The sequence below is a fragment of the Brevundimonas vesicularis genome, assembly GCF_027886425.1.
Classification (GTDB): domain Bacteria; phylum Pseudomonadota; class Alphaproteobacteria; order Caulobacterales; family Caulobacteraceae; genus Brevundimonas; species Brevundimonas vesicularis_C.
Window position 1 is genome coordinate 423,020 of record NZ_CP115671.1, and the last position, 20,883, is coordinate 443,902.

General features: G+C 67.0%; 22 protein-coding genes. 9 read left to right on the forward strand and 13 right to left on the reverse strand.

The window, feature by feature from the left end; genetic code table 11:
• The first annotated feature begins 39 nt into the window (after nt 1–39).
• Complete coding sequence (locus tag PFY01_RS02050; RefSeq protein ID WP_271042217.1) at nt 40–600, forward strand: hypothetical protein; 561 nt, start codon at nt 40–42, stop codon at nt 598–600.
• On the opposite strand, the gene dut is transcribed toward PFY01_RS02050, so the two are convergent.
• Both dut and coaBC read right to left on the reverse strand, forming a co-directional pair.
• Nucleotides 601–1,056, reverse strand: a complete 456-nt coding sequence (gene dut / locus PFY01_RS02055; RefSeq protein ID WP_271042218.1) for a dUTP diphosphatase — start codon at nt 1,054–1,056, stop codon at nt 601–603.
• Nucleotides 1,053–2,282: a bifunctional phosphopantothenoylcysteine decarboxylase/phosphopantothenate--cysteine ligase CoaBC gene (coaBC, locus tag PFY01_RS02060; RefSeq protein WP_271042219.1), complete on the reverse strand. Its 1,230-nt coding sequence runs from the start codon at nt 2,280–2,282 to the stop codon at nt 1,053–1,055. Before coaBC ends, dut begins: the two co-directional genes overlap by 4 nt.
• Before the next feature lie 102 nt (nt 2,283–2,384).
• On the opposite strand from coaBC, the gene PFY01_RS02065 reads away from it, so the two are divergent.
• Nucleotides 2,385–2,897 (forward strand): S-type pyocin family protein, encoded by a 513-nt coding sequence (locus PFY01_RS02065; protein WP_271042220.1) that lies wholly within the window; start codon nt 2,385–2,387, stop codon nt 2,895–2,897.
• Between the two features lie 35 nt (nt 2,898–2,932).
• Nucleotides 2,933–3,802, forward strand: coding sequence for an HAD family hydrolase (locus PFY01_RS02070; RefSeq protein ID WP_271042221.1), 870 nt, complete (start codon nt 2,933–2,935; stop codon nt 3,800–3,802).
• Between the two features lie 9 nt (nt 3,803–3,811).
• Here PFY01_RS02070 and PFY01_RS02075 read toward each other — a convergent pair whose 3' ends face one another.
• From PFY01_RS02075 to sdhC, 7 genes are read right to left on the reverse strand one after another with little or no spacing between them, the layout of a single operon-like run.
• The gene (locus tag PFY01_RS02075) at nt 3,812–4,174 is read right to left on the reverse strand and encodes a PilZ domain-containing protein (protein WP_271042222.1); all 363 of its coding nucleotides are present in this window, start codon (nt 4,172–4,174) and stop codon (nt 3,812–3,814) included.
• 9 nt (nt 4,175–4,183) lie between these two features.
• Nucleotides 4,184–4,996 carry a kinase gene (locus PFY01_RS02080; RefSeq protein WP_271042223.1) on the reverse strand — a complete coding sequence of 271 codons (813 nt, stop codon included), beginning with the start codon at nt 4,994–4,996 and terminating at the stop codon, nt 4,184–4,186.
• Nucleotide 4,997: 1 nt separating this feature from the next.
• The gene (locus tag PFY01_RS02085; RefSeq protein WP_039246732.1) at nt 4,998–5,318 is read right to left on the reverse strand and encodes a 2Fe-2S iron-sulfur cluster-binding protein; all 321 of its coding nucleotides are present in this window, start codon (nt 5,316–5,318) and stop codon (nt 4,998–5,000) included.
• Between the two features lie 53 nt (nt 5,319–5,371).
• Nucleotides 5,372–6,166, reverse strand: coding sequence for a succinate dehydrogenase iron-sulfur subunit (locus tag PFY01_RS02090; RefSeq protein WP_055755116.1), 795 nt, complete (start codon nt 6,164–6,166; stop codon nt 5,372–5,374).
• 1 nt (nt 6,167) lies between these two features.
• Nucleotides 6,168–7,952: a succinate dehydrogenase flavoprotein subunit gene (sdhA, locus tag PFY01_RS02095; protein ID WP_055809722.1), complete on the reverse strand. Its 1,785-nt coding sequence runs from the start codon at nt 7,950–7,952 to the stop codon at nt 6,168–6,170.
• A 7-nt stretch (nt 7,953–7,959) separates the two neighbouring features.
• Nucleotides 7,960–8,364: a succinate dehydrogenase, hydrophobic membrane anchor protein gene (sdhD, locus tag PFY01_RS02100; protein WP_174086837.1), complete on the reverse strand. Its 405-nt coding sequence runs from the start codon at nt 8,362–8,364 to the stop codon at nt 7,960–7,962.
• The gene (sdhC, locus tag PFY01_RS02105) at nt 8,361–8,825 is read right to left on the reverse strand and encodes a succinate dehydrogenase, cytochrome b556 subunit (protein ID WP_017506653.1); all 465 of its coding nucleotides are present in this window, start codon (nt 8,823–8,825) and stop codon (nt 8,361–8,363) included. Before sdhC ends, sdhD begins: the two co-directional genes overlap by 4 nt.
• 206 nt (nt 8,826–9,031) lie before the next feature.
• Between sdhC and PFY01_RS02110 the strand changes: the two genes are divergently transcribed.
• The 3 genes from PFY01_RS02110 to alaS all read left to right on the forward strand — a co-directional run bounded on the left by PFY01_RS02110 (nt 9,032) and on the right by alaS (nt 13,438).
• Entirely contained in the window at nt 9,032–9,625 is a 594-nt protein-coding gene (locus PFY01_RS02110) for a hypothetical protein (RefSeq protein ID WP_271042224.1), read from the forward strand.
• 37 nt (nt 9,626–9,662) lie between these two features.
• Nucleotides 9,663–10,523: a pirin family protein gene (locus tag PFY01_RS02115; RefSeq protein WP_271042225.1), complete on the forward strand. Its 861-nt coding sequence runs from the start codon at nt 9,663–9,665 to the stop codon at nt 10,521–10,523.
• 269 nt (nt 10,524–10,792) lie between these two features.
• Entirely contained in the window at nt 10,793–13,438 is a 2,646-nt protein-coding gene (alaS, locus tag PFY01_RS02120; protein WP_271042226.1) for an alanine--tRNA ligase, read from the forward strand.
• Nucleotides 13,439–13,819: 381 nt separating this feature from the next.
• On the opposite strand, the gene PFY01_RS02125 is transcribed toward alaS, so the two are convergent.
• The 3 genes from PFY01_RS02125 to PFY01_RS02135 form a co-directional block, all read right to left on the reverse strand.
• The gene (locus PFY01_RS02125; RefSeq protein ID WP_271042227.1) at nt 13,820–14,374 is read right to left on the reverse strand and encodes a DUF2939 domain-containing protein; all 555 of its coding nucleotides are present in this window, start codon (nt 14,372–14,374) and stop codon (nt 13,820–13,822) included.
• Between the two features lie 50 nt (nt 14,375–14,424).
• Complete coding sequence (locus PFY01_RS02130) at nt 14,425–14,997, reverse strand: DUF2939 domain-containing protein (RefSeq protein WP_271042228.1); 573 nt, start codon at nt 14,995–14,997, stop codon at nt 14,425–14,427.
• Between the two features lie 246 nt (nt 14,998–15,243).
• Nucleotides 15,244–16,464: an NADP-dependent isocitrate dehydrogenase gene (locus PFY01_RS02135; RefSeq protein WP_039246750.1), complete on the reverse strand. Its 1,221-nt coding sequence runs from the start codon at nt 16,462–16,464 to the stop codon at nt 15,244–15,246.
• Between the two features lie 308 nt (nt 16,465–16,772).
• Here PFY01_RS02135 and PFY01_RS02140 point away from each other — a divergent pair, with 308 nt between their 5' ends.
• Genes PFY01_RS02140 through PFY01_RS02150 form a run of 3 tightly spaced genes read left to right on the forward strand, consistent with a single transcriptional unit; the run spans nt 16,773 to nt 19,047 of the window.
• On the forward strand, nt 16,773–16,985 hold the full coding sequence (locus PFY01_RS02140; protein ID WP_017506660.1) for a DUF2945 domain-containing protein: 213 nt from the start codon (nt 16,773–16,775) through the stop codon (nt 16,983–16,985).
• The gene (locus PFY01_RS02145) at nt 16,982–18,142 is read left to right on the forward strand and encodes a DUF1176 domain-containing protein (RefSeq protein ID WP_271042229.1); all 1,161 of its coding nucleotides are present in this window, start codon (nt 16,982–16,984) and stop codon (nt 18,140–18,142) included. Before PFY01_RS02140 ends, PFY01_RS02145 begins: the two co-directional genes overlap by 4 nt.
• On the forward strand, nt 18,139–19,047 hold the full coding sequence (locus PFY01_RS02150; RefSeq protein ID WP_271042230.1) for an NAD(P)/FAD-dependent oxidoreductase: 909 nt from the start codon (nt 18,139–18,141) through the stop codon (nt 19,045–19,047). The genes PFY01_RS02145 and PFY01_RS02150 overlap by 4 nt, the downstream gene beginning before the upstream one ends.
• On the opposite strand, the gene PFY01_RS02155 is transcribed toward PFY01_RS02150, so the two are convergent.
• Nucleotides 19,044–20,852 (reverse strand): DUF885 domain-containing protein, encoded by a 1,809-nt coding sequence (locus tag PFY01_RS02155; protein WP_271042231.1) that lies wholly within the window; start codon nt 20,850–20,852, stop codon nt 19,044–19,046. The genes PFY01_RS02150 and PFY01_RS02155 overlap by 4 nt on opposite strands.
• Nucleotides 20,853–20,883: the final 31 nt, after the last annotated feature.

The following is a 20,883-nucleotide window of genomic DNA, read 5'->3' on the forward strand; positions in this document are numbered from 1 at the left end:
GACTAGACACGAAAGCTTCGCCCATCCGCTGAAGTAATCATGATTTTTGAGAGCTCCCCTTGGAAGGCCTCCCTAATCCGCGATGCGGGTCTGATTTCAAGGTGGGCGATTAAGCCACCAAGCGCACGTCGATCGTTTTTGATCGAGAAGAAGCTGTTTTTATCAGCCTATTCTCTTCGAAAACTGAGCGATGACCATAAACTTTCGTCGGCGACGCTCTCAGCAGCAGTTTCTGTGAAAATTGCTCCAGCCCTCAAGAAGGGGTTTTCAAAAATACGCCATTGGCCTGACAGATACTTCGACATGGAAAACACTGTTTCCAGCACGATGGCTTGGCGCCGTGTTTTGAATCTGTTGATCCACAGCACCGTTTTTCTTGAAGACTTAGGTGACGACGGACACTACGGGGGGTTTTGGGTCACGTCTGACCAAGAACAGCGTCGTGGGCTGATTCGAGTGGATTTGGCCGATATAGTCACCCTAATTTCACGCGCCGCTGGGGACTACCCTTCGGCTATACGACACACTTGGATCAGTTCCGAAAACCGCTGGATTACGTGGACTGGTCATGGTCCGATTGATGTCGAAGAGACGGCTTAACTACCGCCCCGTCGATCCGAACCCGCCCGTTCCGCGCGCGGTCTCGTCCAGCATCTCGACCTCGATCCAGTCCGCCCGCTCATGCCGGGCGATCACCAGCTGGGCGATGCGTTCGCCGCGGCGGATGACGAAGGGCTCGGCGCCGATGTTGGCCAGGATCACGCCGCACTCGCCGCGATAGTCGCTGTCGATCGTGCCCGGCGCATTCGGGCAGATGATGCCGTGTTTCAAAGCGAGGCCAGAGCGCGCCCGCACCTGGGCCTCATACCCCAGCGGCAGGGCGATCTTCAGCCCCGTGGGCACCAGCATCCGCTGACCCGGGGCCAGGGTCATCGGCTGATCCTCGGGCACGGCGGCGCGCAGGTCCATGCCCGCCGAACCGGCCGTCTCATAGGCGGGCAAGGGCAGACCTTCGGAATGCGGCAGGCGCAGGATCTGGATCGGGGTCTCAGTCATTCGGGGGCCTTGAAATGATCGGCGATGCGGGCGGCGACAGCCCGGGCGATGGCGGTCTTGGACTGGCGCGGCCAGGTCTCGGTCCGATCGGCGGTGACCAGCAGTACGGCGTTGCCGTCCGATCCGAACACGTCGTCGGACACGTCGTTGCCCAGGATCCAGTCGCAGCCCTTTCGCGACAGCTTGGCGCGCGCATTGGCTTCCAGATCCGTCGTCTCGGCGGCGAAGCCGATGACCAGGGCCGGGCGGTTCGGACCAGGCGCGGCGACGCCGGCCAGGATGTCGGGGTTCTCGATCAGGGCCAGGGTCGGCGGGCCGCCGGGTCCCTTCTTGATCTTGCCGCCGGCGATGGTGTCCACGCGCCAGTCGGCGACGGCGGCCGACAGCACGGCGATGTCGGCGGGAAGGGCGCTCTGCGTCGCTGCCTGCATCTCAAGCGCGCTCTCCACATCGATCCGCGTCACGCCGGTCGGCGCCGCCAGCGCCGTCGGCCCCGACACCAACGTCACCTCGGCCCCCAGTTCGGCCAGGGCGGCGGCGATGGCGTAGCCCTGTTTGCCGCTGGAGCGATTGGTCAGGCCCCGCACCGGATCGATCGGTTCGAACGTCGGCCCGGCCGTGACCACGGCCTGACGCCCGGCCAGCGGTCGCCCGGCCGCGCCCGCCAGCAGACCTTCGATGGTCTCCAGGATCGCCGCCGGTTCCGCCATGCGCCCCGGCCCGTATTCGCCGCAGGCCATCTCTCCGTCATCCGGCCCCACCACCGCCACGCCGTGAAAGCCCGGAAAGGCCTTCAACCGCTCCATATTGGCCTGGACCGCCGGATGCTCCCACATCCGCACATTCATCGCCGGCGCCAACAGCACCCGCTTGTCCGTCGCGATCAGGGTCGTCGAGGCCAGGTCGTCGGCCAAACCATTCGCCGCCTTTGCGATCAGCCCCGCCGTCGCCGGCGCCACCACCACCAGATCGGCCCAGCGCGACAGCTCGATATGGCCCATGCTGGTCTCGTCGTCGGGGTGGAACAGGCCCGACCGCACCGGATGGCCGCTCAGCGCCGCCAGCGACAGGGGCGTGACGAACTCGGCTCCGGATTCCGTCAGGATGACCCGCGTCTGCCCGCCCGCCTTGGCGATCAGCCGCACCAGCTCCAGCGCCTTATAGGCCGCGATGCCGCCGCCCACGATCAGCAGAATCTTGCGGTTCGAAAGGGGGCGAGTGTCCATGCCCACGGTCTAGCCGCCGCGCGTGACGCCGTCGAGACGAGAACATTGCACGAACAATAAAGTTGTGCTTTCGTCGCGCCCAGCGGGTATCTGGAGGGAAGAATGAGAACGCTGACAAGGGGAGGGGCCGCGCTGGTCCTGTGCGGTCTGCTGGCGCTTGCTGGCTGCGACAACAGTTCGGCGGTCGAGACGCGGGAAAGAACCACGCCCACGCCCATCGCCTCGGCCGGGCCAGTGGGTGTTTCGGTCTCCACAACGACGACCGAGGAGGTCAAACCCGTCCTGACCGCCAATCGGCGCGAAACCGTCGACGCCAAGATCGCCCGTCTCTACGACCGAAACGGCGCAGACTTCGGCGCGCGCTCAGCCGAGGATTATCTGACGAAGGTCACGGCTTTCACGACCAAGCCTCCGCGCGACGCCGAGACCGTCAAACGGCCCAATGGCGACACCCTGATCTATCAGGCCTCGACCAACACCTTCGCCGTGGTGGCCCGCAACGGGTCGCCGCGCACCATGTTCAAGCCGACGACGGGCGCCGACTACTGGGCCGAGCAGAAGGCGGCGGCGCCCACCTTCGGGCAGCGGCGCCAATCGACGGGCGCGGCGGGCTGATATAGAGGGCGGGCTTCCACTGAGGATCTCGCCCCATGTCCGATACGGCCGAACCCAAGACCCCGCTGCTGAAGACCGCCCTGATCTATGATTTCGACGGCACCCTGGCGCGCGGCAATATGCAGGAGGTGTCCTTCATCCCCTCTGTCGGCATGGGCATCGGCGCCTTCTGGGAAGAAGCCGAGCGCCTGACCAAGGACGCCGACGGCGACGGCATCCTGATGTACATGCAGCTGATGCTGCACCACGCGCGTCAGAACGGCGCCCCGGTGACGCGCGAGACCCTGCGCCAGCACGGCGAGGCGGTGGCTCTGTTCGAGGGGCTGAAGGATCTCAGCTGGTTCGACCGGATGAACGCCTTCGGCGCCAAATACGGGCTGGAGATCGAGCATTACATCATCTCCGCCGGGCTGGAGGAGATGATCGACGGCACGCCGATCCGCCCCGCCCTGACCCACGTCTTCGCCTCCCACTATGTCTATGACGACAGGGGCGAGGCCGCCTGGCCGGCGGTCGGCGTCAACTACACCACCAAGACCCAGTATCTGTTCCGCATCAACAAGGGCGTGAAGAACCACTGGGAGCACGAACGCATCAACCACTTCATCCCCGACGACGAGCGCGCCGTGCCTTTCGACCGGATGATCTTCATCGGCGACGGCGACACCGACGTGCCGACCATGAAGATGATGCACACCAAGGGCGGCTTCTCGATCGCCGTCTATGACCCGCGCTCGAACGAGCGGGACCAGAAGAAGGTCTATTCCCTGATCTCGGAGGACCGGGTGAACTTCGTCGCCGCCGCCGACTATCGTGAGGGATCGGCGCTGGACCTGATCGTCAAGGGGCTGGTGGGCCGCATCGCCATCAACGCCGGCTCCATGCCCGCCGACACGGCGGACTAGCCCGGCCGATCAGCGCCCGCCGGCCCTCAGCCAGGCGTCGCGCGCGGGCATCAGCCTCGCCGGCGCCAGGCCTCTCAGCGACTTGGCCCCGGTCTGCCTCAGCCCGGCCTCCTGCCCGCGCTGCCAGACGACGGTGGCGGGATAGGCGACGCCCGCAGCCACATCGACCACCACGACCTCGCGCGGCAAGGCCCCGCCTCTGTCCAGCCGCAGCTTCATCCCCGCGTCCGACAGATCGACGATCAGACACGCCGTCTCCAGGCCGGGCGCGCAGATGACGCCGCGCGCGTTTGCGGGTCGGCGCGCTCCCATGCGGCGGTCGGGCTCGACGGCGGGCTTGGATCCAAACAGGCTCATGGTCCGATAACGCACAGATGCGGCTCAGGCGCCAAGCCCGCCTTCAAGGCTGCGAACCCCGCGATTCCGGTCCAGAGCGACGATCATGTCGGCCTTCACGCCGCCCGTCATCATATGCCGGCTCAGGCGCTCATAATGCTGGATGAAGACCGCCAGGGCCGCGCGTCGCTCGGGCGATACGGCGTCCTGCCCCATCAATCCCGCCTCCTGCTCGCAGCGCCAGTCCAGCACGACATCGAACCCCGGCGCCTTGAGAAAGATCAGGGCGTCCAGCCGCCCGCGCAGGCGGGCATAGGGCTGACCCAGCGCATCATTGACCGCCCTGCGCCATTCGGCCCCGACGTCCTGCCGGCCCTCCAGGATGTTGGTCGGCGCAACCAGATCCGCCTCGGCCTGCGGCGTCGCGCCCAAGCACCATCCCTCCAGCACGATGACCCGCGGCCGACCTTTCACGACAGGCCAGTCCGCCTCGGCCGCCCGGTCGTCGGCCAACTTGTCGAAACGCGGCAGAGGCGTCAGATCGTCCGGCCCCGCACTCTGCAACCGATCCAGCAGACGGTTCAGAAGCCCCAGGTCATGCGTCCCCGGCGGCCCGCGCGTGGCGGACAACGGATGCACCCGCGCCGCCATCGCCGCCCGCTCCGCCTTCGTCAGATAGACGTCGTCCAGCGACAGGCTCGCCCCGCCGAACCGCTCGGCGACGGCTTTGGCCAGGGTCGATTTTCCCGAACCTTGCGATCCCGCGATCCCCAGGACCGGCGGACCGTCCTCGCCCATCGCTTCGGTGCGCTGGTCGATCCATCGGCCGATCTGGTCGATCAGCCGCGCGTCGATCATTTCAGTGCTGGTTTTCCGGCAACCGTACGATCAGGCCGTTCAGGGCGTCCGACACCCGGATCTGGCAAGACAGGCGGCTGTTCGGCTCGACCTCTTCGGCGAAGTCCAGCATCGACTCTTCCATCGCCGACGGCTTGCCCGTCGCCTCTCGCCAGGCTTCGTCGACATAGACATGGCAGGTGGCGCAGGCGCAGGCCCCGCCGCAGTCCGCGTCGATGCCCGGCACATTGTTGCGGATCGCGCCTTCCATGACGCTCAGTCCAGGCTTCACGTCGACGACGTGCTCGGTTCCGTCATGCTCGATATAGGTGATGCTGGCCATGCGCCGCTCTTAAACGAGGCGGCGCCGGAGGCAAGGCCCCCGGCGCCGGATACTCAGGCCGCCTTCTTGCGGCTCGGCGCGACCATCAGCTTCTTGGTCTCGGCAATGGCCTTGGCCGGGTTCAGACCCTTGGGGCAGACCTGGGCGCAGTTCATGATCGTGTGGCAACGATACAGTTTGAACGGGTCTTCCAGGTCGTCCAGACGCTTCTGGGTCGCGTCGTCGCGGCTGTCGGAAATCCAGCGATAGGATTGCAACAGCGCCGCCGGGCCGAGGTATTCTTCCTGGTTCCACCAGTAGCTGGGGCAGGACGTCGAGCAGCAGGCGCACAGGATGCACTCGTACAGGCCGTCCAGCTTCTCGCGCTCGGCCGGGGTCTGCAGACGCTCCTTTTCAGGGTCCGGCTCGTCCGATTGAAGATACGGCTGGATCGAGTCGTACTGGGCGTAGAACAGGCTCAGGTCCGTCACCAGGTCCTTGACCACCGGCTGGTGGGGCAGGGGGGAGATGGTGATGTTGTTGGACGCGCATTCGTCCCAGCCCTTGGTGCAGGCCAGGGCGTTGCGCCCGTCGATGTTCATCGAGCACGAGCCGCAGATGCCCTCGCGGCACGAGCGCCGGAACGACAGGGTCGGATCGATGGTGTTCTTGATGTGGATCAGGGCGTCCAGCAGCATCGGGCCGTGGTCGCCGGTCGGCACCTCATAGGTGTCCCAGCGCGGATCGGCGTCGGTCTCCGGATCGTAGCGATAGACCTTGTAGGTCTTCACGTCCTTGGAGCCCGGCGCGGCCTTGTGGACCTTGCCGGTCGTCGGCTTGGAGCCTCTGGGGAGAGTAAGCTGGACCATCTTAGTAAACCCGCGCCTTCGGTTCGATATACGCGATGTCGTCGGACATGGTGTAGTTGTGGACCGGACGATAATCGATCTGGACCTGCTCGCCCGGACGCTTCCACGCCAGGGTGTGCTTCATCCAGTTGACGTCGTCGCGATCAGGATAGTCCTCGCGGGCGTGGGCGCCGCGCGATTCCGTGCGGTTCAGACCACCCTCGATCGTCACCATCGCCTGGGCGATCAGGTTGTCGTACTCCAGCGTCTCAACCAGGTCCGTATTCCAGATCAGGCCGCGATCGGTGGTCTTGATGTCGGCGCCGGCCGCCTCGATGGCGCGCAGCTTGTCGGTGCCCTGCTGCAGGGTCTCGCCGGTGCGGAACACCGCCGCATCGGCCTGCATCGCGCGCTGCATAGACAGACGCAGCTCGGCGGTCGGGGTCGAGCCGTCGGCGTAGCGGAAGCGATCCAAGCGGGCCAGGTGCTGGTCGGTCTGGCTCTTGGAGGCCGACGGCACGGCCGAGGCCTTGTCGACGACTTCACCGCAGCGCAGGCCGACGGCGCGGCCGAACACCACCAGGTCGGTCAGGGAGTTGGAGCCCAGGCGGTTGGCGCCGTGCACCGAAACGCAGGCCGCCTCACCCACGGCCATCAGGCCCGGAACCACGCTGTCGGGGTTGCCGTCGCGCAGCGTCAGGACTTCGCCGTGATAGTTCGTGGGGATGCCGCCCATATTGTAGTGCACGGTCGGCAGGACCGGGATCGGCTCCTTGGTCACATCCACGCCGGCGAAGATTTTGGCAGACTCCGAGATGCCCGGCAGGCGCTGGTGCAGGATCTTCGGATCCAGGTGATCCAGATGCAGGAAGATGTGGTCCTTGTTCGGACCCACGCCGCGACCCTCGCGGATTTCGATGGTCATGGAGCGCGAAACCATGTCGCGCGGGGCCAGGTCCTTCACGGTCGGCGCATAGCGCTCCATGAAGCGCTCGCCTTCCGAGTTGGTTAGATAACCGCCCTCGCCGCGCGCGCCCTCGGTGATCAGGCAGCCGGCGCCATAGATGCCGGTCGGGTGGAACTGTACGAACTCCATGTCCTGCAGCGGCAGGCCGGCGCGCAGCACCATCGCATTGCCGTCGCCGGTGCAGGTGTGGGCCGAAGTGGCGCTGAAATAGGCGCGGCCGTATCCGCCGGTCGCCAGAACCACCATCTTGGCGCGGAACTGGTGAAGCTGACCGTTGTCGAGCTGCAGCGCCGTCACGCCGGTGCAGGCGCCGTCCTGCATGATCAGGTCCAGCGCGAAATATTCGACGAAGAACTTCACTTCGCGGCGCACCGACTGGCCGTACAGGGTGTGCAGGATGGCGTGGCCGGTGCGGTCGGCGGCCGCGCAGGTGCGCTGCACCGGGCCCTCGCCGAAGTTGCGGGTCATGCCGCCGAAGGCGCGCTGATAGATCTTGCCTTCTTCGGTGCGGCTGAAGGGCACGCCCCAGTGTTCCAGCTCATAGACGGCCTTGGGCGCGTTACGGACCAGATATTCGATCGAGTCCTGGTCACCCAGCCAGTCCGACCCCTTGACGGTGTCGTACATGTGCCATTGCCAGCTGTCCTCGCCCATGTTGCCGAGCGAGGCGGAGATGCCGCCCTGGGCCGCGACGGTGTGCGAGCGGGTGGGGAAGACCTTGGTCACGCAGGCGACCTTCAGCCCCTGCTGGGCGGCGCCGAGCGCGGCGCGAAGGCCCGAGCCCCCGGCGCCGACGACGACGACGTCGTATTCGTGATCGATCAGTTCGTAAGCGGCCATCAGGTAATCAGGCTCCGAAACCAGCGGGCAGCGGCGCCGAACCCAGCGCCAGCCGCACGATGAAGAAGACGCTGGCGGCGGCCAGCACCAGGAAGACGACGTTCAGCAGCAGGACCAGAAGGCCGCGCGTTCCGACGTTGGGCACGTAGTCTTCCAGAATGACTTTCCAGGCCAGGCTGACGTAGCCGAAGAAGATCACCGCGGTGATCGCCATCAGGACGGCGTTCAGCGGATTGGCGAACCACGCCATCGCCGCGTCATAGCCGGCGCCCGCCAGGGTGAAGCCGGTCGAGGCGACCCACAGGCCCAGCGGCAGCAGGGCCACCAGCAGGATGCGCTCGATCAGCCATTCGCCGGCGCCGTGACGCTCGGAGACCTTGACGTTGTTCTTGAACTTTGCGGCGCCGCTCACAGCGAAACCCTCCCCGTGGCGAACAGCACGACCCAGAACAGCACGGCCAGCGGGATCGGTCCCCACACGGCGATGTTCGACAGGGCGGTCGCCGACTTCACCGTCAGCCCGTTGCCGGTGTCGTTATAGGTGTGGCGCGCGCCGTTCAGGATGAAGGAGAATAGCACGACCGTCAGACCGAAGAAGACCAGCAGGCCCAGCGGCGATCCGGCCAGATCGAGCGCGCTTTGGAACGCCTCGGGCCCGAACGCCAGCGCGCCCAGCCAGGCCAGGACGAACAGCACGCCGACCGTGGCGGCGATGATCGTCGCGCGGAACAGGATGGAGGCCGTCATGGTGACGTGCCAGCGCCACACGCCCATGTGGGGCGACAGCGGCGCGATGTGTCCGTTCGGTTGAGTGACGAAGCGACCCGTCCGGTCGCTTGAGGCGCCACCCGGCGTCGGGTTGGGCTGGTTCATGCGAATGGTTCTCAAAAGCGAATGAATTCAATCGCCGTGTGCGGTTGCGAAGGCTTTTGTGACCCTGTGGGGCCGGTGTCAACGCACAGACCCCCAGATCGACGGATTGTGCGGTTTACGTCGGTTTCATCACGACGGATCACGTTTGCGTTCCGCGTCCGTTCGACGGCTAGGCGACGCGCCCGGCGATTTGGCAGGGTGGGCTCATGTTGCTGCTCGCCTTGACTTCCGCCGTCGCCCTGGAGCCCGCCATTCAGACGACCGGTCTTCTGGAAGCGACGCCTGAGACCTATCGCGCGCCGGCCGTTCGCCCCTATCAGCCGCCGTCCCGTTTCGGGCGCGAAACGGCCGAGGGGGACGCCGCGACCGACCTGCATCGCCGCCCCCTGACGGCTCCGGTCGCGGTCGACGACTACGCCGGCGACTATGAGTTCAGCCCCTCCGACAGCCAGACCACCTACGACCAGGGCGTGGCCCAGGCCGCGATCGACGCCGAAGCCGCAATGGGCCCGCTGGACGGCCGCTGGCGCATCGCCCAGCCGGACGGAAGACCCTTGCTGTCGCTGTCCCTGACCGACCGGGGCGAGGGCCGTCGGGTCGAAGGCGCCTGGCGACGTCTGGATGCGCCGGCCGGGATCGACCAAATGGGCTTCGCCGGCCCGGTCTCGACCCAGGGCGAGGTCGTCGTCATCCCTATGTCGGAGGGCGAACTGCGTCTGCATGCGGCGGCGAAAGGCTGGGCCGGAGAATGGGTTCAGGACGGCCGCGCCCGTCCTGTCACGGCGACCCGTCCAGGCTGATCTCGCCACCGGCGATCCGCCACCCTATATGTAGCGAATGACCCAGCCCCGTTCCGTCCTTCGCCTGCACCCCGCCCATCGCGACGACATCGGCGACCTGACCACCCGGCGTCCGGTACCCGGCCCCGGCCTGGACCAGGTCGATCCCTTCCTGTTCCTGAACCACCACGGGCCCCAGACCTATGCGCCGGGCAACGCCGGCCTGCCGTTCGGCCCGCACCCGCATCGGGGTTTCGAGACCGTCACCTTCATCCTGGACGGCGAGCTGGCCCACAACGATTCCGGCGGCGGCGAGAGCATCATCAAGGCGGGCGGCATCCAGTGGATGACCGCCGGGTCGGGCCTGATCCACGCCGAACTGTCCCCGGCCGCCTTCAAGCGCGGCGGCGGGCCGATGGAGATCCTGCAGCTGTGGGTCAACCTGCCGTCACGGCTGAAGATGACCAAGCCGGACTATATCGGCCTGCCAAAGTCCGACATCCCGACCTTCACGACCGAGGCCGGCGTCACGGTCGAGCCGGTCTCCGGCGACTGGCTGGGCGTCAAGGCGCCGATCCAGTCCCTGATCGACATCCATCTGGCCGTCGTGCGCCTGCCCGCCGGTGCGACGTTCGAGACGCCCGTCGCCCGTGGCCGCAACGTCTTCCTCTATGGCGTCAAGGGCGAGATCGCCGTCGCCGGAACCCCCGTCCCGCAATGGAACCTCGCCGCCCTGTCCGACGGCGATGCGGTCCGGATCACGGCGACCACCGACGCCGTGGTGCTGCTAGGCCATGCCGATCCCATCGGCGAGCCGGTCTTCAGCCACGGCCCCTTCGTCATGAACACCCGCGACGAGATCATCCAGGCAATCCAGGATTACCAGTCCGGCAAGTTCGGTCCGCCCCCGAGGGTGTGAAGCGGGCGCTTTCGTCTCCTCCCTGCTTTGCGGGGAGATGGCGCGGCGCTTCTTCAGCGCCGTGAAGAAGGGGCTCTTCGGAGCGTCACCGATCAAGGGACGTGAGGCGGCGCAACCCCTCCACCGCTCAGCGGTCCCCCTCCCCGCAAAGCGGGGAGGAGACATCGTCTTCTCTGGGGCGCGCGCCTCTCCCCGCGCAGATGATGCGCTCCCCGCCAAAACCCTATATGACGCCGGTTCCTAGCGACCGCCCGAGCCGAAGACCGCATATGCCCAGCCTGAACGAGATCCGCGCCACCTACCTCGACTATTTCGCGGCGGACGGCCACGCCAAGGTCCATTCGGCCCCGCTGGTGCCGCAGAACGATCCGTCGCTGCTCTTCGTCAATGCGGGCATGGTGCCGTTCAAGGACTATTTCACCGGAGCCGCCAAGCCGCCCTATCCGCGCGCGACCAGCTCGCAGAAATGCGTCCGCGCCGGGGGCAAGCACAACGATCTGGACAACGTCGGCTATACCGCCCGCCACCTGACCTTCTTCGAGATGCTGGGCAACTTCTCGTTCGGCGACTACTTCAAGGAACACGCCATAGAGAAGGCGTGGAACCTGGTCACCCAGGACTTCGACCTCGACCCCAAACGCCTGCTGGTCACCGTCTATATCGATGACGACGAGGCCGCCGCGATCTGGAAGAAGGTCACCGGCTTCTCCGACGACAAGATCATCCGCATCGCCGGCTCGGACAACTTCTGGGCCATGGGCGACAGCGGTCCCTGCGGGCCCTGCACCGAAATCTTCTGGGACCACGGCGACAAGATCGCCGGCGGCCCTCCCGGCTCGCCGGACGAGGACGGCGACCGCTACGTCGAGATCTGGAACAACGTCTTCATGCAGTATGAGAAGGAGAACGATCAGATCGTTCGCAACCTTCCCAAGCCCAGCGTGGACACCGGCATGGGTCTGGAGCGGATGACCACCGTGCTCCAGGGCGTGCATTCGGTTTTCGAAACCGACCTGTTCAAGACGCTGATCGCCGCGTCCGAAGACGCCACCTCGACCAAATCGGACGGCGATCAGGCCGCCAGCCACCGCGTCATCGCCGACCACCTTCGCTCGTCGTCCTTCCTGATCGCGGACGGCGTCACGCCGTCGAACGAAGGCCGGGGCTATGTGCTGCGCCGCATCATGCGCCGCGCCATGCGCCACGCCCACCTGCTGGGCGCAGCCGATCCCCTGATGCACCGTCTGGTCCCGACCCTGGTCGCCCAGATGGGCGACGCCTATCCCGAACTGGCCCGCGCCCAGCCCTTCATCGAAGACACGCTGAAGCAGGAAGAGGTCCGCTTCCGCACCACGCTCGGCCGCGGCATGGCCCTGTTCGACACGGCGGTTCAGGGCTTCCGTCCCGGCGACATGCTGGACGGCCAGACGGCCTTCACCCTGTCCGACACCTACGGCTTCCCGCTGGACCTGACCCAGGATGAGGCGCGTCGTCGCGGCTTCTCGGTCAACGTCGACGGCTTCGAGGCCGCCATGGCCGAACAGCGCCAGCGTTCGCGCGAAAACTGGAAGGGCTCGGGCCAGACCGCCAACACCAACGAATGGCTGGCGATCCGCGACCGGATGGGGCCGACCGTCTTCACCGGCTATGACAATATCGAAGGCTCGGGCGAGGTCCTGGCCCTGATGAACGCCGGCGCGCCGGTCGAGACGGCCGAGGCCGGCGACATCGTCGAAGTGTTGTTCGACACCACGCCCTTCTATGCCGAAAGCGGCGGCCAGGCCGGCGATCACGGAACCCTGGAGTGGCCGGGTGGCGAGGCCGAGGTCATCGATGTGCGTAAACACGCCGGCGACCTGCATGTCCTGGTGGCCCAGGTTACGGCCGGCAAGCTGGAGATCGGAACCCGCGCGGCCCAGTTGGTGGACGCTGAAAAGCGCCGCACCAGCCGCGCCAACCACTCCGCCGCCCACCTGCTGCATACGGCGCTGAAGAATGTGCTCGGCCCCGCAGTCGCCCAGAAGGGTCAGCTGGTCGACGCCGAGCGCGCCCGTTTTGACTTCAGCCACGGCGCCCCGCTCACCGAGGCCGAACTGTCCGCCATCGAGACCGAGGTCAACGCCGTCATCCGCCAGAACGTCCCGGCGGAAACCAAGCTGATGGCCCCGCAGGAGGCCATCGAAGCCGGCGCCATCGCCCTGTTCGGCGAGAAGTACGGCGACGAGGTCCGCGTCCTGACGCTGGGGCGCTCGCTGGTCAGCGACAACGCCCCCTATTCGGTCGAACTGTGCGGCGGCACCCACGTCGCCCGCACCGGCGACATCGCCCTGTTCAAGATCGTTCAGGAAACCGGCGTCGCAGCCGGCGTGCGCCGCATCGAGGCCCTGACCGGCGAGGCCGCGCGTCAGTATCTGCTGGCCCAGGCCGGCGTCGCCCGTTCGCTGGCCCAGAGCTTCAAGGTCCAGACCGCCGACGTCCCCGCCCGCGTCGACAGCCTGACCGCCTCGGTGAAGTCGCTGGAGAAACAGGTCGCCGAGTTGAAGAAGCAGCTCGCCCTGGGCGGCGGCTCGGGCGCGTCGTCCGCGCCTGAGGAGATCAACGGCGTCAAGCTGATGGCCCGCGTGCTGGACGGCGTGGACGGCAAGGGTCTGCGCGGCGTCGCCGAAGACTTCAGAAAACAGGTCGGAACCGGCGTCGTCGCCCTGATCGGCGTCACCGAGGGCAAGGCCGCGGTCACCGTCGCCGTGACCTCCGACCTGACCGACCGCGTCAACGCCGCCGACCTGGCCCGCGCCGCCGTCATCGCCATGGGCGGCCAGGGCGCCGGCGGCAAACCCGACTTCGCCCAAGGCGGCGCCCCCGATGGGTCAAAGGCCGAGGAAGGCCTGGCGGCGGTCCGTGCGGCGCTGGCGTAAAAATACGATGACCTTCTCCCGTCGGGAGAAGGTGGCCCGTAGGGCCGGATGAGGGTCGGCTGGTGGCCAAGTCGCACCGCCCGACCCTTACCCTTTCGCGAAAGAACGATCGATGCGCGCTCGTGCGCTCAAGCCCTCTTCCAATGGGAAAGGGCAATCCATCGCACTTTCGAACCTGACAGCCTTGCAACTCAGCGGCTTAGCCGGCCGCAGCGTCCGCTTCCTGAGCATGCCGCAGAGACGGCCTATACTCTGCGCTCACCACAGAGGAGGCCGCGCCCCCAAGGCAAAGCGCACCAATTGCACCCACTTTTTGATCGGCGCCCGCCGTCCAATCAGACGAATTAGACACTTTAGACGGTGTTTTTGTCCCCGACCGTCTCAACCCATCGGGTCGGGCGTCAGATCGACCCCGGCCAGCTTCCAGGTAAACGGCGTCCGGCGTTCCAGGATCAGCACCAGCGCATCGTCCGGCCGATCGTCGCGCGTTAGGGTGACGGCGAAGGTGTTGAGCCCGCGATAGGCCCAGGACTGGCGGATCTTGTCCTTGTCCACGGCCGGCGTGTCGTCGGCCGGCACGGGCCGTTCCGGCTCGGGCGTCTCGCCTGAGCGGACCATGGCGGCGATGCCTTGCGGCGTGACGAAGTTGTCGACTGCGCCTTCGACCAGCGACGGGGCCAGCAGCATCCCCAGCGCCGCCAGGCCGGTGTCGCCCTTGGTCCGGTTGCGGATTTCCAGGGCCGCGCGCGCGTTCAGCTCGCTCTTCAGGCTGGTCCGGAACGCCGGGAAGTCCACCTGCCGCTCCAGCCCGGCCGCATCCCCGGTCCGCGCGGCCCGCACCAGCGCCTGGGCGGCGATGAAGGGCGAGACGAACAGGGCGACGACCACGCCGATGACGACGGCGATCAGGGCTGCGGTGATGATCTTGCGGCTCATGTCGTCTCCTTGGAACGCCAACGCAGGCCGGGCGGCGTCGGTTGCCGGGTTTATCGCGGGGTGACGGTGACGGCCGGGGCCGTCCCGTCGGGCAGGCCGATGTGAACCAGCTTCCACTCGAACGGCCCGCGCCGCTCGAACGTGAACAGGGTGCGCGACCCGCCCTGATCCGTCACCCCCATGCGCGCCCGGTTGACGCTCCAGTAGGCGGGGCTGGGCCAGGGCTTGCGGCTGCGCTCCGAGGCCGGTGCCACGCCCGCCGACGTGCGCTGGCTGGCGTATCGGCCCTCGCCCTTCAGCAGAGCGTTGAGGGCGGCGGGCGTCAGATAGGCGTCCACGTCCGGCTGGCGCAGGATCGGGTTCTGCTGGATCTGACGCCGGAAGGCGCCGATGGGGTCTTCCAGGAAGGACGGCGCAGGCGCCATTGCCTCGGGCCGTCCCGCCAGCTGCGGCCGCAACGACTGGCGCACGGCGTTGAAGTCGATCAGCCGCGCCAGCCCCGCCACGTCGTTCGCCTCAGCCGCTGACCGAATGGCGAAGAAGGCTACTGCGGGCGCCGCGAAGAAGGACAGCACCGCCACGACCACCGCCGCCAGCACCAGGTTTCCGAACAACCGCTTCAAGAACGCATCCTCATTACCGCCGATCATGCACGCCCCGGCCGATCACACAACGAAAAGCCCCGCCGGAGCGATCCGACGGGGCTCATTGTTCTTGTCCTACCGCCCTTCGGGCTGCTTGAGGACGTCTTCTTTGTCCTACCGCGCTTCGCGCTGCTTGAGAACGTCTCTTCCCCCATCGGGGGAGGGGGACCGCGAAGCGGTGGAGGGGGCCGGACGCCTCGCGACGTTTCCGGCTCCCCCTTATCCTTAGCCCACGTCCGGCAGGGCGGTCTTCAGGTTCTCGGCGACCTTGTCGAGGAAGCCTTCGGTGGTCAGCCAGCCCTGTTGGTCGCCGACCAGCAGCGCCAGGTCCTTGGTCATGAAGCCGGCCTCGACGGTGTCCACAACCACCTTTTCCAGCGTGTCGGCGAACTGGTCCAGGGCGGCGTTGCCGTCCAGCTTGGCGCGGTGCTTGAAGCCGCGCGTCCAGGCGAAGATCGAGGCGATCGAGTTGGTCGAGGTGGCCTCGCCCTTCTGATGCTGGCGATAGTGGCGGGTCACGGTGCCGTGGGCGGCTTCCGTCTCCAGCACCTTGCCATCCGGCGTCATCAGGACCGAGGTCATCAGGCCCAGCGAGCCGAAGCCCTGCGCCACGACGTCGGACTGCACGTCGCCGTCGTAGTTCTTGCACGCCCAGACGAAACCGCCCGACCACTTCATTGCTGCCGCGACCATGTCGTCGATCAGGCGGTGCTCATAGGTCAGGCCGCGCGCCTTGAACTCGGCGGCGTAGTGCTCGTCGAACACTTCCTGGAACAGGTCCTTGAAGCGGCCGTCATAGGCTTTCAGGATCGTGTTCTTGGTCGACAGATAGACCGGGTAGTTGCGCTGCAGGCCATAGGCGAAGCTGGCGTGGGCGAACTCGCGGATCGAGGCGTCCTGGTTGTACATGGCCATGGCCACGCCGGCGCCCGGGGCCTTGTAGACCTCGTGCTCGATCACTTCGCCGTCCTCGCCGACGAACTTGATCGTCAGGGTGCCGGGACCGGGCATCAGGAAGTCGGTGGCCTTGTACTGGTCGCCGAAGGCGTGACGGCCGACGACGATCGGCTGGGTCCAGCCCGGAACCAGGCGCGGCACGTTCGAGCAGATGATCGGCTCGCGGAAGACCACGCCGCCCAGGATGTTGCGGATGGTGCCGTTCGGCGACTTCCACATCTTCTTCAGGCCGAACTCCTGCACGCGGGCTTCGTCCGGGGTGATGGTGGCGCACTTCACGCCGACGCCGTGCTTCTGGATCGCGTGGGCCGCGTCGATCGTCACCTGGTCGTCGGTGGCGTCGCGGTGCTCCATGCCCAGGTCGTAGTAGTCCAGCTCGAGATCCAGGAACGGGAAGACCAGCTTGTCCTTGATCATCTGCCAGATGATGCGGGTCATTTCGTCGCCGTCGATGTCGACGATGGGGTTTTCGACCTTGATCTTGGCCATGCGTGCGGTCCGCCTGTGACTGTGGGGAAGGGAATGTCGTGGCGGCGGTATAGCGAGGCCGCGCGCCCGCGCAAACCCCGCCGCCCGTCGTCGTCGCCCGGAATAACGCAGATCCATCCTGAACCCTTTGGCGGGTGCGGACTTCTCTTTGGCTTGGCAACAATGACGGACGGCAGGATGACGGAGGAAGAGCGCCAGCTGGTGGATCGTTGGATCATCACCTTCTGCGAGGCGCCGCCCGTGGTCGATGCGGAACTGATGCGCAGGCTGATCGCTGAACAGGAAGCGACACAGCAGGAGTCATCGTCATGTCAGAAAAGACGTTCAAGGCTGGCGACAAGGTGAAGTGGGACCACAGCCAGGGCACAACGACCGGCAAGGTGGTCAAGAAGGTCACCTCGGAAACCAAGATCAAGGGCCACAAGGTTGCGGCCTCCAAGGATAATCCGGAGTATATCGTCGAAAGCGCCAAGACCGGCGCACGTGCGGCGCACAAGCCGTCGGAGTTGAAGAAGGCATGACCCCGAACGGCCTGTGGCGCGGCGTCGCCCGATCAGCCCCAGGCCTGTCCGCCCTCGCCGTGTCGGCGCTCGTCGTCGCCGGTTGCGGCGACAGGGATGCGGACAAGGCGCCTGCCGCGACTAAGGCCGCCGACGTGGCTGCGCTCGCCGCCGCGCCGGTGCTTAAGATCCGCCCTGAAACCAAGACCTTCCGGGACTGGAGCGCCACCTGCGGCAACGACGGGACCTGCTGGGCCTTCGGCTTCGCGCCAGAGTTCGCCGCCGGCTGGGTCCGCATCAGCTTGGCGCCCGGTCCGAGCGCCCAGCCTCAAATCCTCTTCGGCTATTGGCCCGACGGCGACGCCAAGGCTGCTGAGCCGCTCAGCCTGACGATCGACGGCCGCGCCTATCCGGCCGTGCTCAGCGACGCGGGCAACGTCGAGGCGCCGATCGGCGATATCCGCGAAGGCGCTCGCGCCGCCCTCGACGCCCTGGCCCAGGGCAAGGTCATGATCATTCGCGGCGCCTCCACCCAGGAGGTCTCGCTGCACGGCGCCGCCGCCGCCCTGTTGTGGATCGACGAGAAGCAGGGACGTCTGGATACGCCCACCGCCCTGATCCGACGCGGCGACCGCCCGGTCGCCCTCGTTCCGGTCGCGCCGCCGCTGCCGACCGTCACCCCCGCTCCGGCCGTCGATCAGGCCGGTTTCGGCGATCAAAGCCAGCGCCTGCCAGCCGCGCTGCGCGCTCGCACCGAGGTTGGCGACTGCCTCAAGGAGTCGGCCATGCCGGCCGTCAGCGACATGGTCATGTCCGCCCGGCTGGACGCTCGCACCGAGCTGTGGGCCGTGCCCTGCGGATCGGGCGCCTATAATGTCACCCACAACTGGTATCTGACAGGACCGGGCGGTCGCGACCCCCGGCCCGCAATCCTCGCCGGATCGGAAGGTCCGGGCTCCGATCCCGTCATGCCGGACAACGCGACCGTCAACGGCGCCTATGATCCCGAGACCCGCACCCTGTCGGCCTTCGCCAAGGCGCGGGGCATTGGCGATTGCGGGGCGGCGCAGACCTGGGCCTGGACGGGACAGGGCTTCACCCTGACGCAGGAAAGCATCATGGGCGAATGCGCCGGCGTGCCGTCCGACCTTTGGCCTGTCACTTGGCGCACGCGGTGACCGATCCGGAGGTTATGATCATCGGCGCGGGCCCGGCCGGCCTGACGGCGGCGACCTATCTGGGGCGCTTTCGTCGGCGGACCCTGGTGGTGGATGGCGGCGCGCCCCGCGCCTGCTGGATCCCGCTCAGCCACAATATGCCGGGCTTTCCGGCCGGCATCACCGGCGCCGACATCCTGAAGCGGATGCGCGAACAGGCCGAGGAATATGGCGCGGTCGTCGAACCGGGTCGCGTCCAGCGCCTGAGCCACGACGGCGACGGCTTCGTCGCTGAGATGGATGGCCGCACCATCCGCGCCCGCGCCGTCCTGTTGGCGACCGGGGTCGTCGATCACCATCCGGATCTGCCCGGCGTCGAAGCGGCGGTGCAAAAGGCGCTGGTCCGCATCTGTCCCATCTGCGACGGCTATGAGGCGATCGACAAGGCCGTCGCCATCATCGGCCAAAGCGACAAGGGCGCGCGCGAGGCCGCCTTCATGCGCACCTATTCCGACCGTGTGACCCTGATCCACATCGGCGCGCCCGACGCGCTCAGCCGGCGTGACGAACTGGAACGGTTGGGCGTCGAATTGATCCTGGCGCCGCTAGATGCGATCGACATCGAGAACGATCGCGTGACGGCCCTGAGCTACGCCGGCCAGAGCCGCGCGTTCGACCTGGTCTATTCGGCGCTCGGAACCTCGCCGAACGCCGAACTGGCCCGAGGGCTGGGCGCGCGTCTGGCCGACGACGGCCGGTTGGAGGTTGATCTGCACCAGGCCACCAGCGTGCCGGGCCTGTATGCCGCCGGCGACGTCGTGCGCGGCCTCAACCAGATCGCCGTCGCGACCGCCGAAGCCGCCGTCGCCGCCACCGACATCCACAACCGCCTGCGCCAGGCCGACGGCCTGACCGTCGCCGATTAGGCCTGTTCTCGGACCACGCGTTCGAGGACGGCCAGGGGCAACGATCCGTTCTCCAACACCTTGTCATGGAAGGCGCGCAGATCGAAGCCGGGCTGGCCTTCGGCCTCTTTGCGCAGGCGCGCGATGACAGTGTGGCCGACCTTGTACGCGCAGGCCTGGCCGGGCCAGACGCAGTATCGGTTGATCTCGCTGTTGGACGCATCCAACGGCTTGGCGCCCGAGGCCGCCATATAGTCAACCGCCTGTTCACGGCTCCAGCGCTCGGAATGCAGGCCCGTGTCCACAACCAATCGCACGGCGCGGAACAGATAGGACATCAGGAAGCCGACCCGACCCAATGGATTATCGGCATAGACATCCAGATCGTCAGCCGCCACCGCTTCGGCATACAGGGCCCAGCCTTCATTATAGGCCGAGAAGCCCCCCGCCCTTCGCCATTGCGGCAGTTCGCCGGACTCGCGCTGCAGCGCGACCTGAAGATGATGCCCCGGCGACGCCTCATGATAGGTCAGGGTCGGCAAGGCGAAGCGCGGCCAGTTTCCGGTGTCGCGCAGGTTGATGTAGTAGGCGCCCGGCCGCGATCCATCCAGCGGCGGTCCCTGATAGTAACCGCCCGGCGCGCCCGACTGGATCGAGACCGGCACGCGCCGAATCTCGACGTGGGATTTGGGCAGGCGGCCGAACACCTGCGGCAGCTTCGGCTCAAGATCGGCGACCAGCGTGTTCAGCCAGGCCAGCAGTTCGGCCTTGCCCGCATCGGTATTGGCGAACAGTTGGGCCGGTTCCTTGTTCAGAGCCTGGATGCGTTCGCCGACCGTGCCGCGCGTATAGCCCTGCGCCTTCAGGATGGCGTCGATCTCGGCGCTAATCTCGGCGACCTGTTCGCGACCCAGCGCGTGAATTTCCTTGGCCGTCAAAGTTGTGGTCGTATTGGCCTTCAGCCCGGCGGCGTAGAAGGCCTCGCCGTCCGGCAAGCGCCAGACCCCGGCTTCGTGGGTGGCGCGTGGGCGCAGGGCCTCCAAAGCTTCGATCTGGGCGGCCAGGGCCGGCTTGACCTTCTGGTTGACGATAGCGGCGGCGCGGGCGTCATAGCCGGTCAGGTTCAGCCCGGCGGTCTTGCGCGCCAAAGACTTCAGCATGGCGAGATCGGCGGCGGGCGTGTCGTGCAGGGTGCGAATCTGCGGCAGCATCCGGTCGATGATGAAGTCCGGCGGAATGACGCCCAGACCTGCGTCCTCCTGGATTTTGGCCGTCTCGCCGTCCAGCACGCCAGAGAAAGCCTCCAGCCGCGACAGGAAGGCGTCGGCGCCCGCCGCGTCCTCGATCCGGTGCTGGTTGTCGAGGAAGTCGGGCGTGCTGAAATAGGCGCCCGACAGCTGGGTCACGACATAGGGCGTCGGCCGCCCCGGTCCCGCCCCATAGTCGAAGCGCGCCGTCTGCGCGGCCGTCTCGGCTCCGAAGGCCGCGATGGCGTAGTTCAGCGCCCCGGCGGGCGACAGGCCGCTCTGGTCGAAGGCGTCCAACTGCGCCCAGCGGCTCACAGCCTTCTGACGATCCTTGCGGATGGCGGCCGGTCCGGCTTCGCTGAGTTTTGCAGAAAGCCCCGCCCGCGCGCCGCGGTCCAGGCCAAGGTTGGTCGCACCCTCCGGATTTTCGTCGATGTCTGCTTCGAACCAGCCGTCCAGCAGGCTGTTAAGGCGTCCGTCCGCATCGGCGGCGGTCGTCTGGGTCTGGGCCTGCGCTGCGGCGGGGGCGACCGCAGCCGTGGCGGCGGCGGTCAGCAGAAGTCGGCGACGATCGATCATGCGGCAACTCTCAAAGGGCGGACGCGTCGCG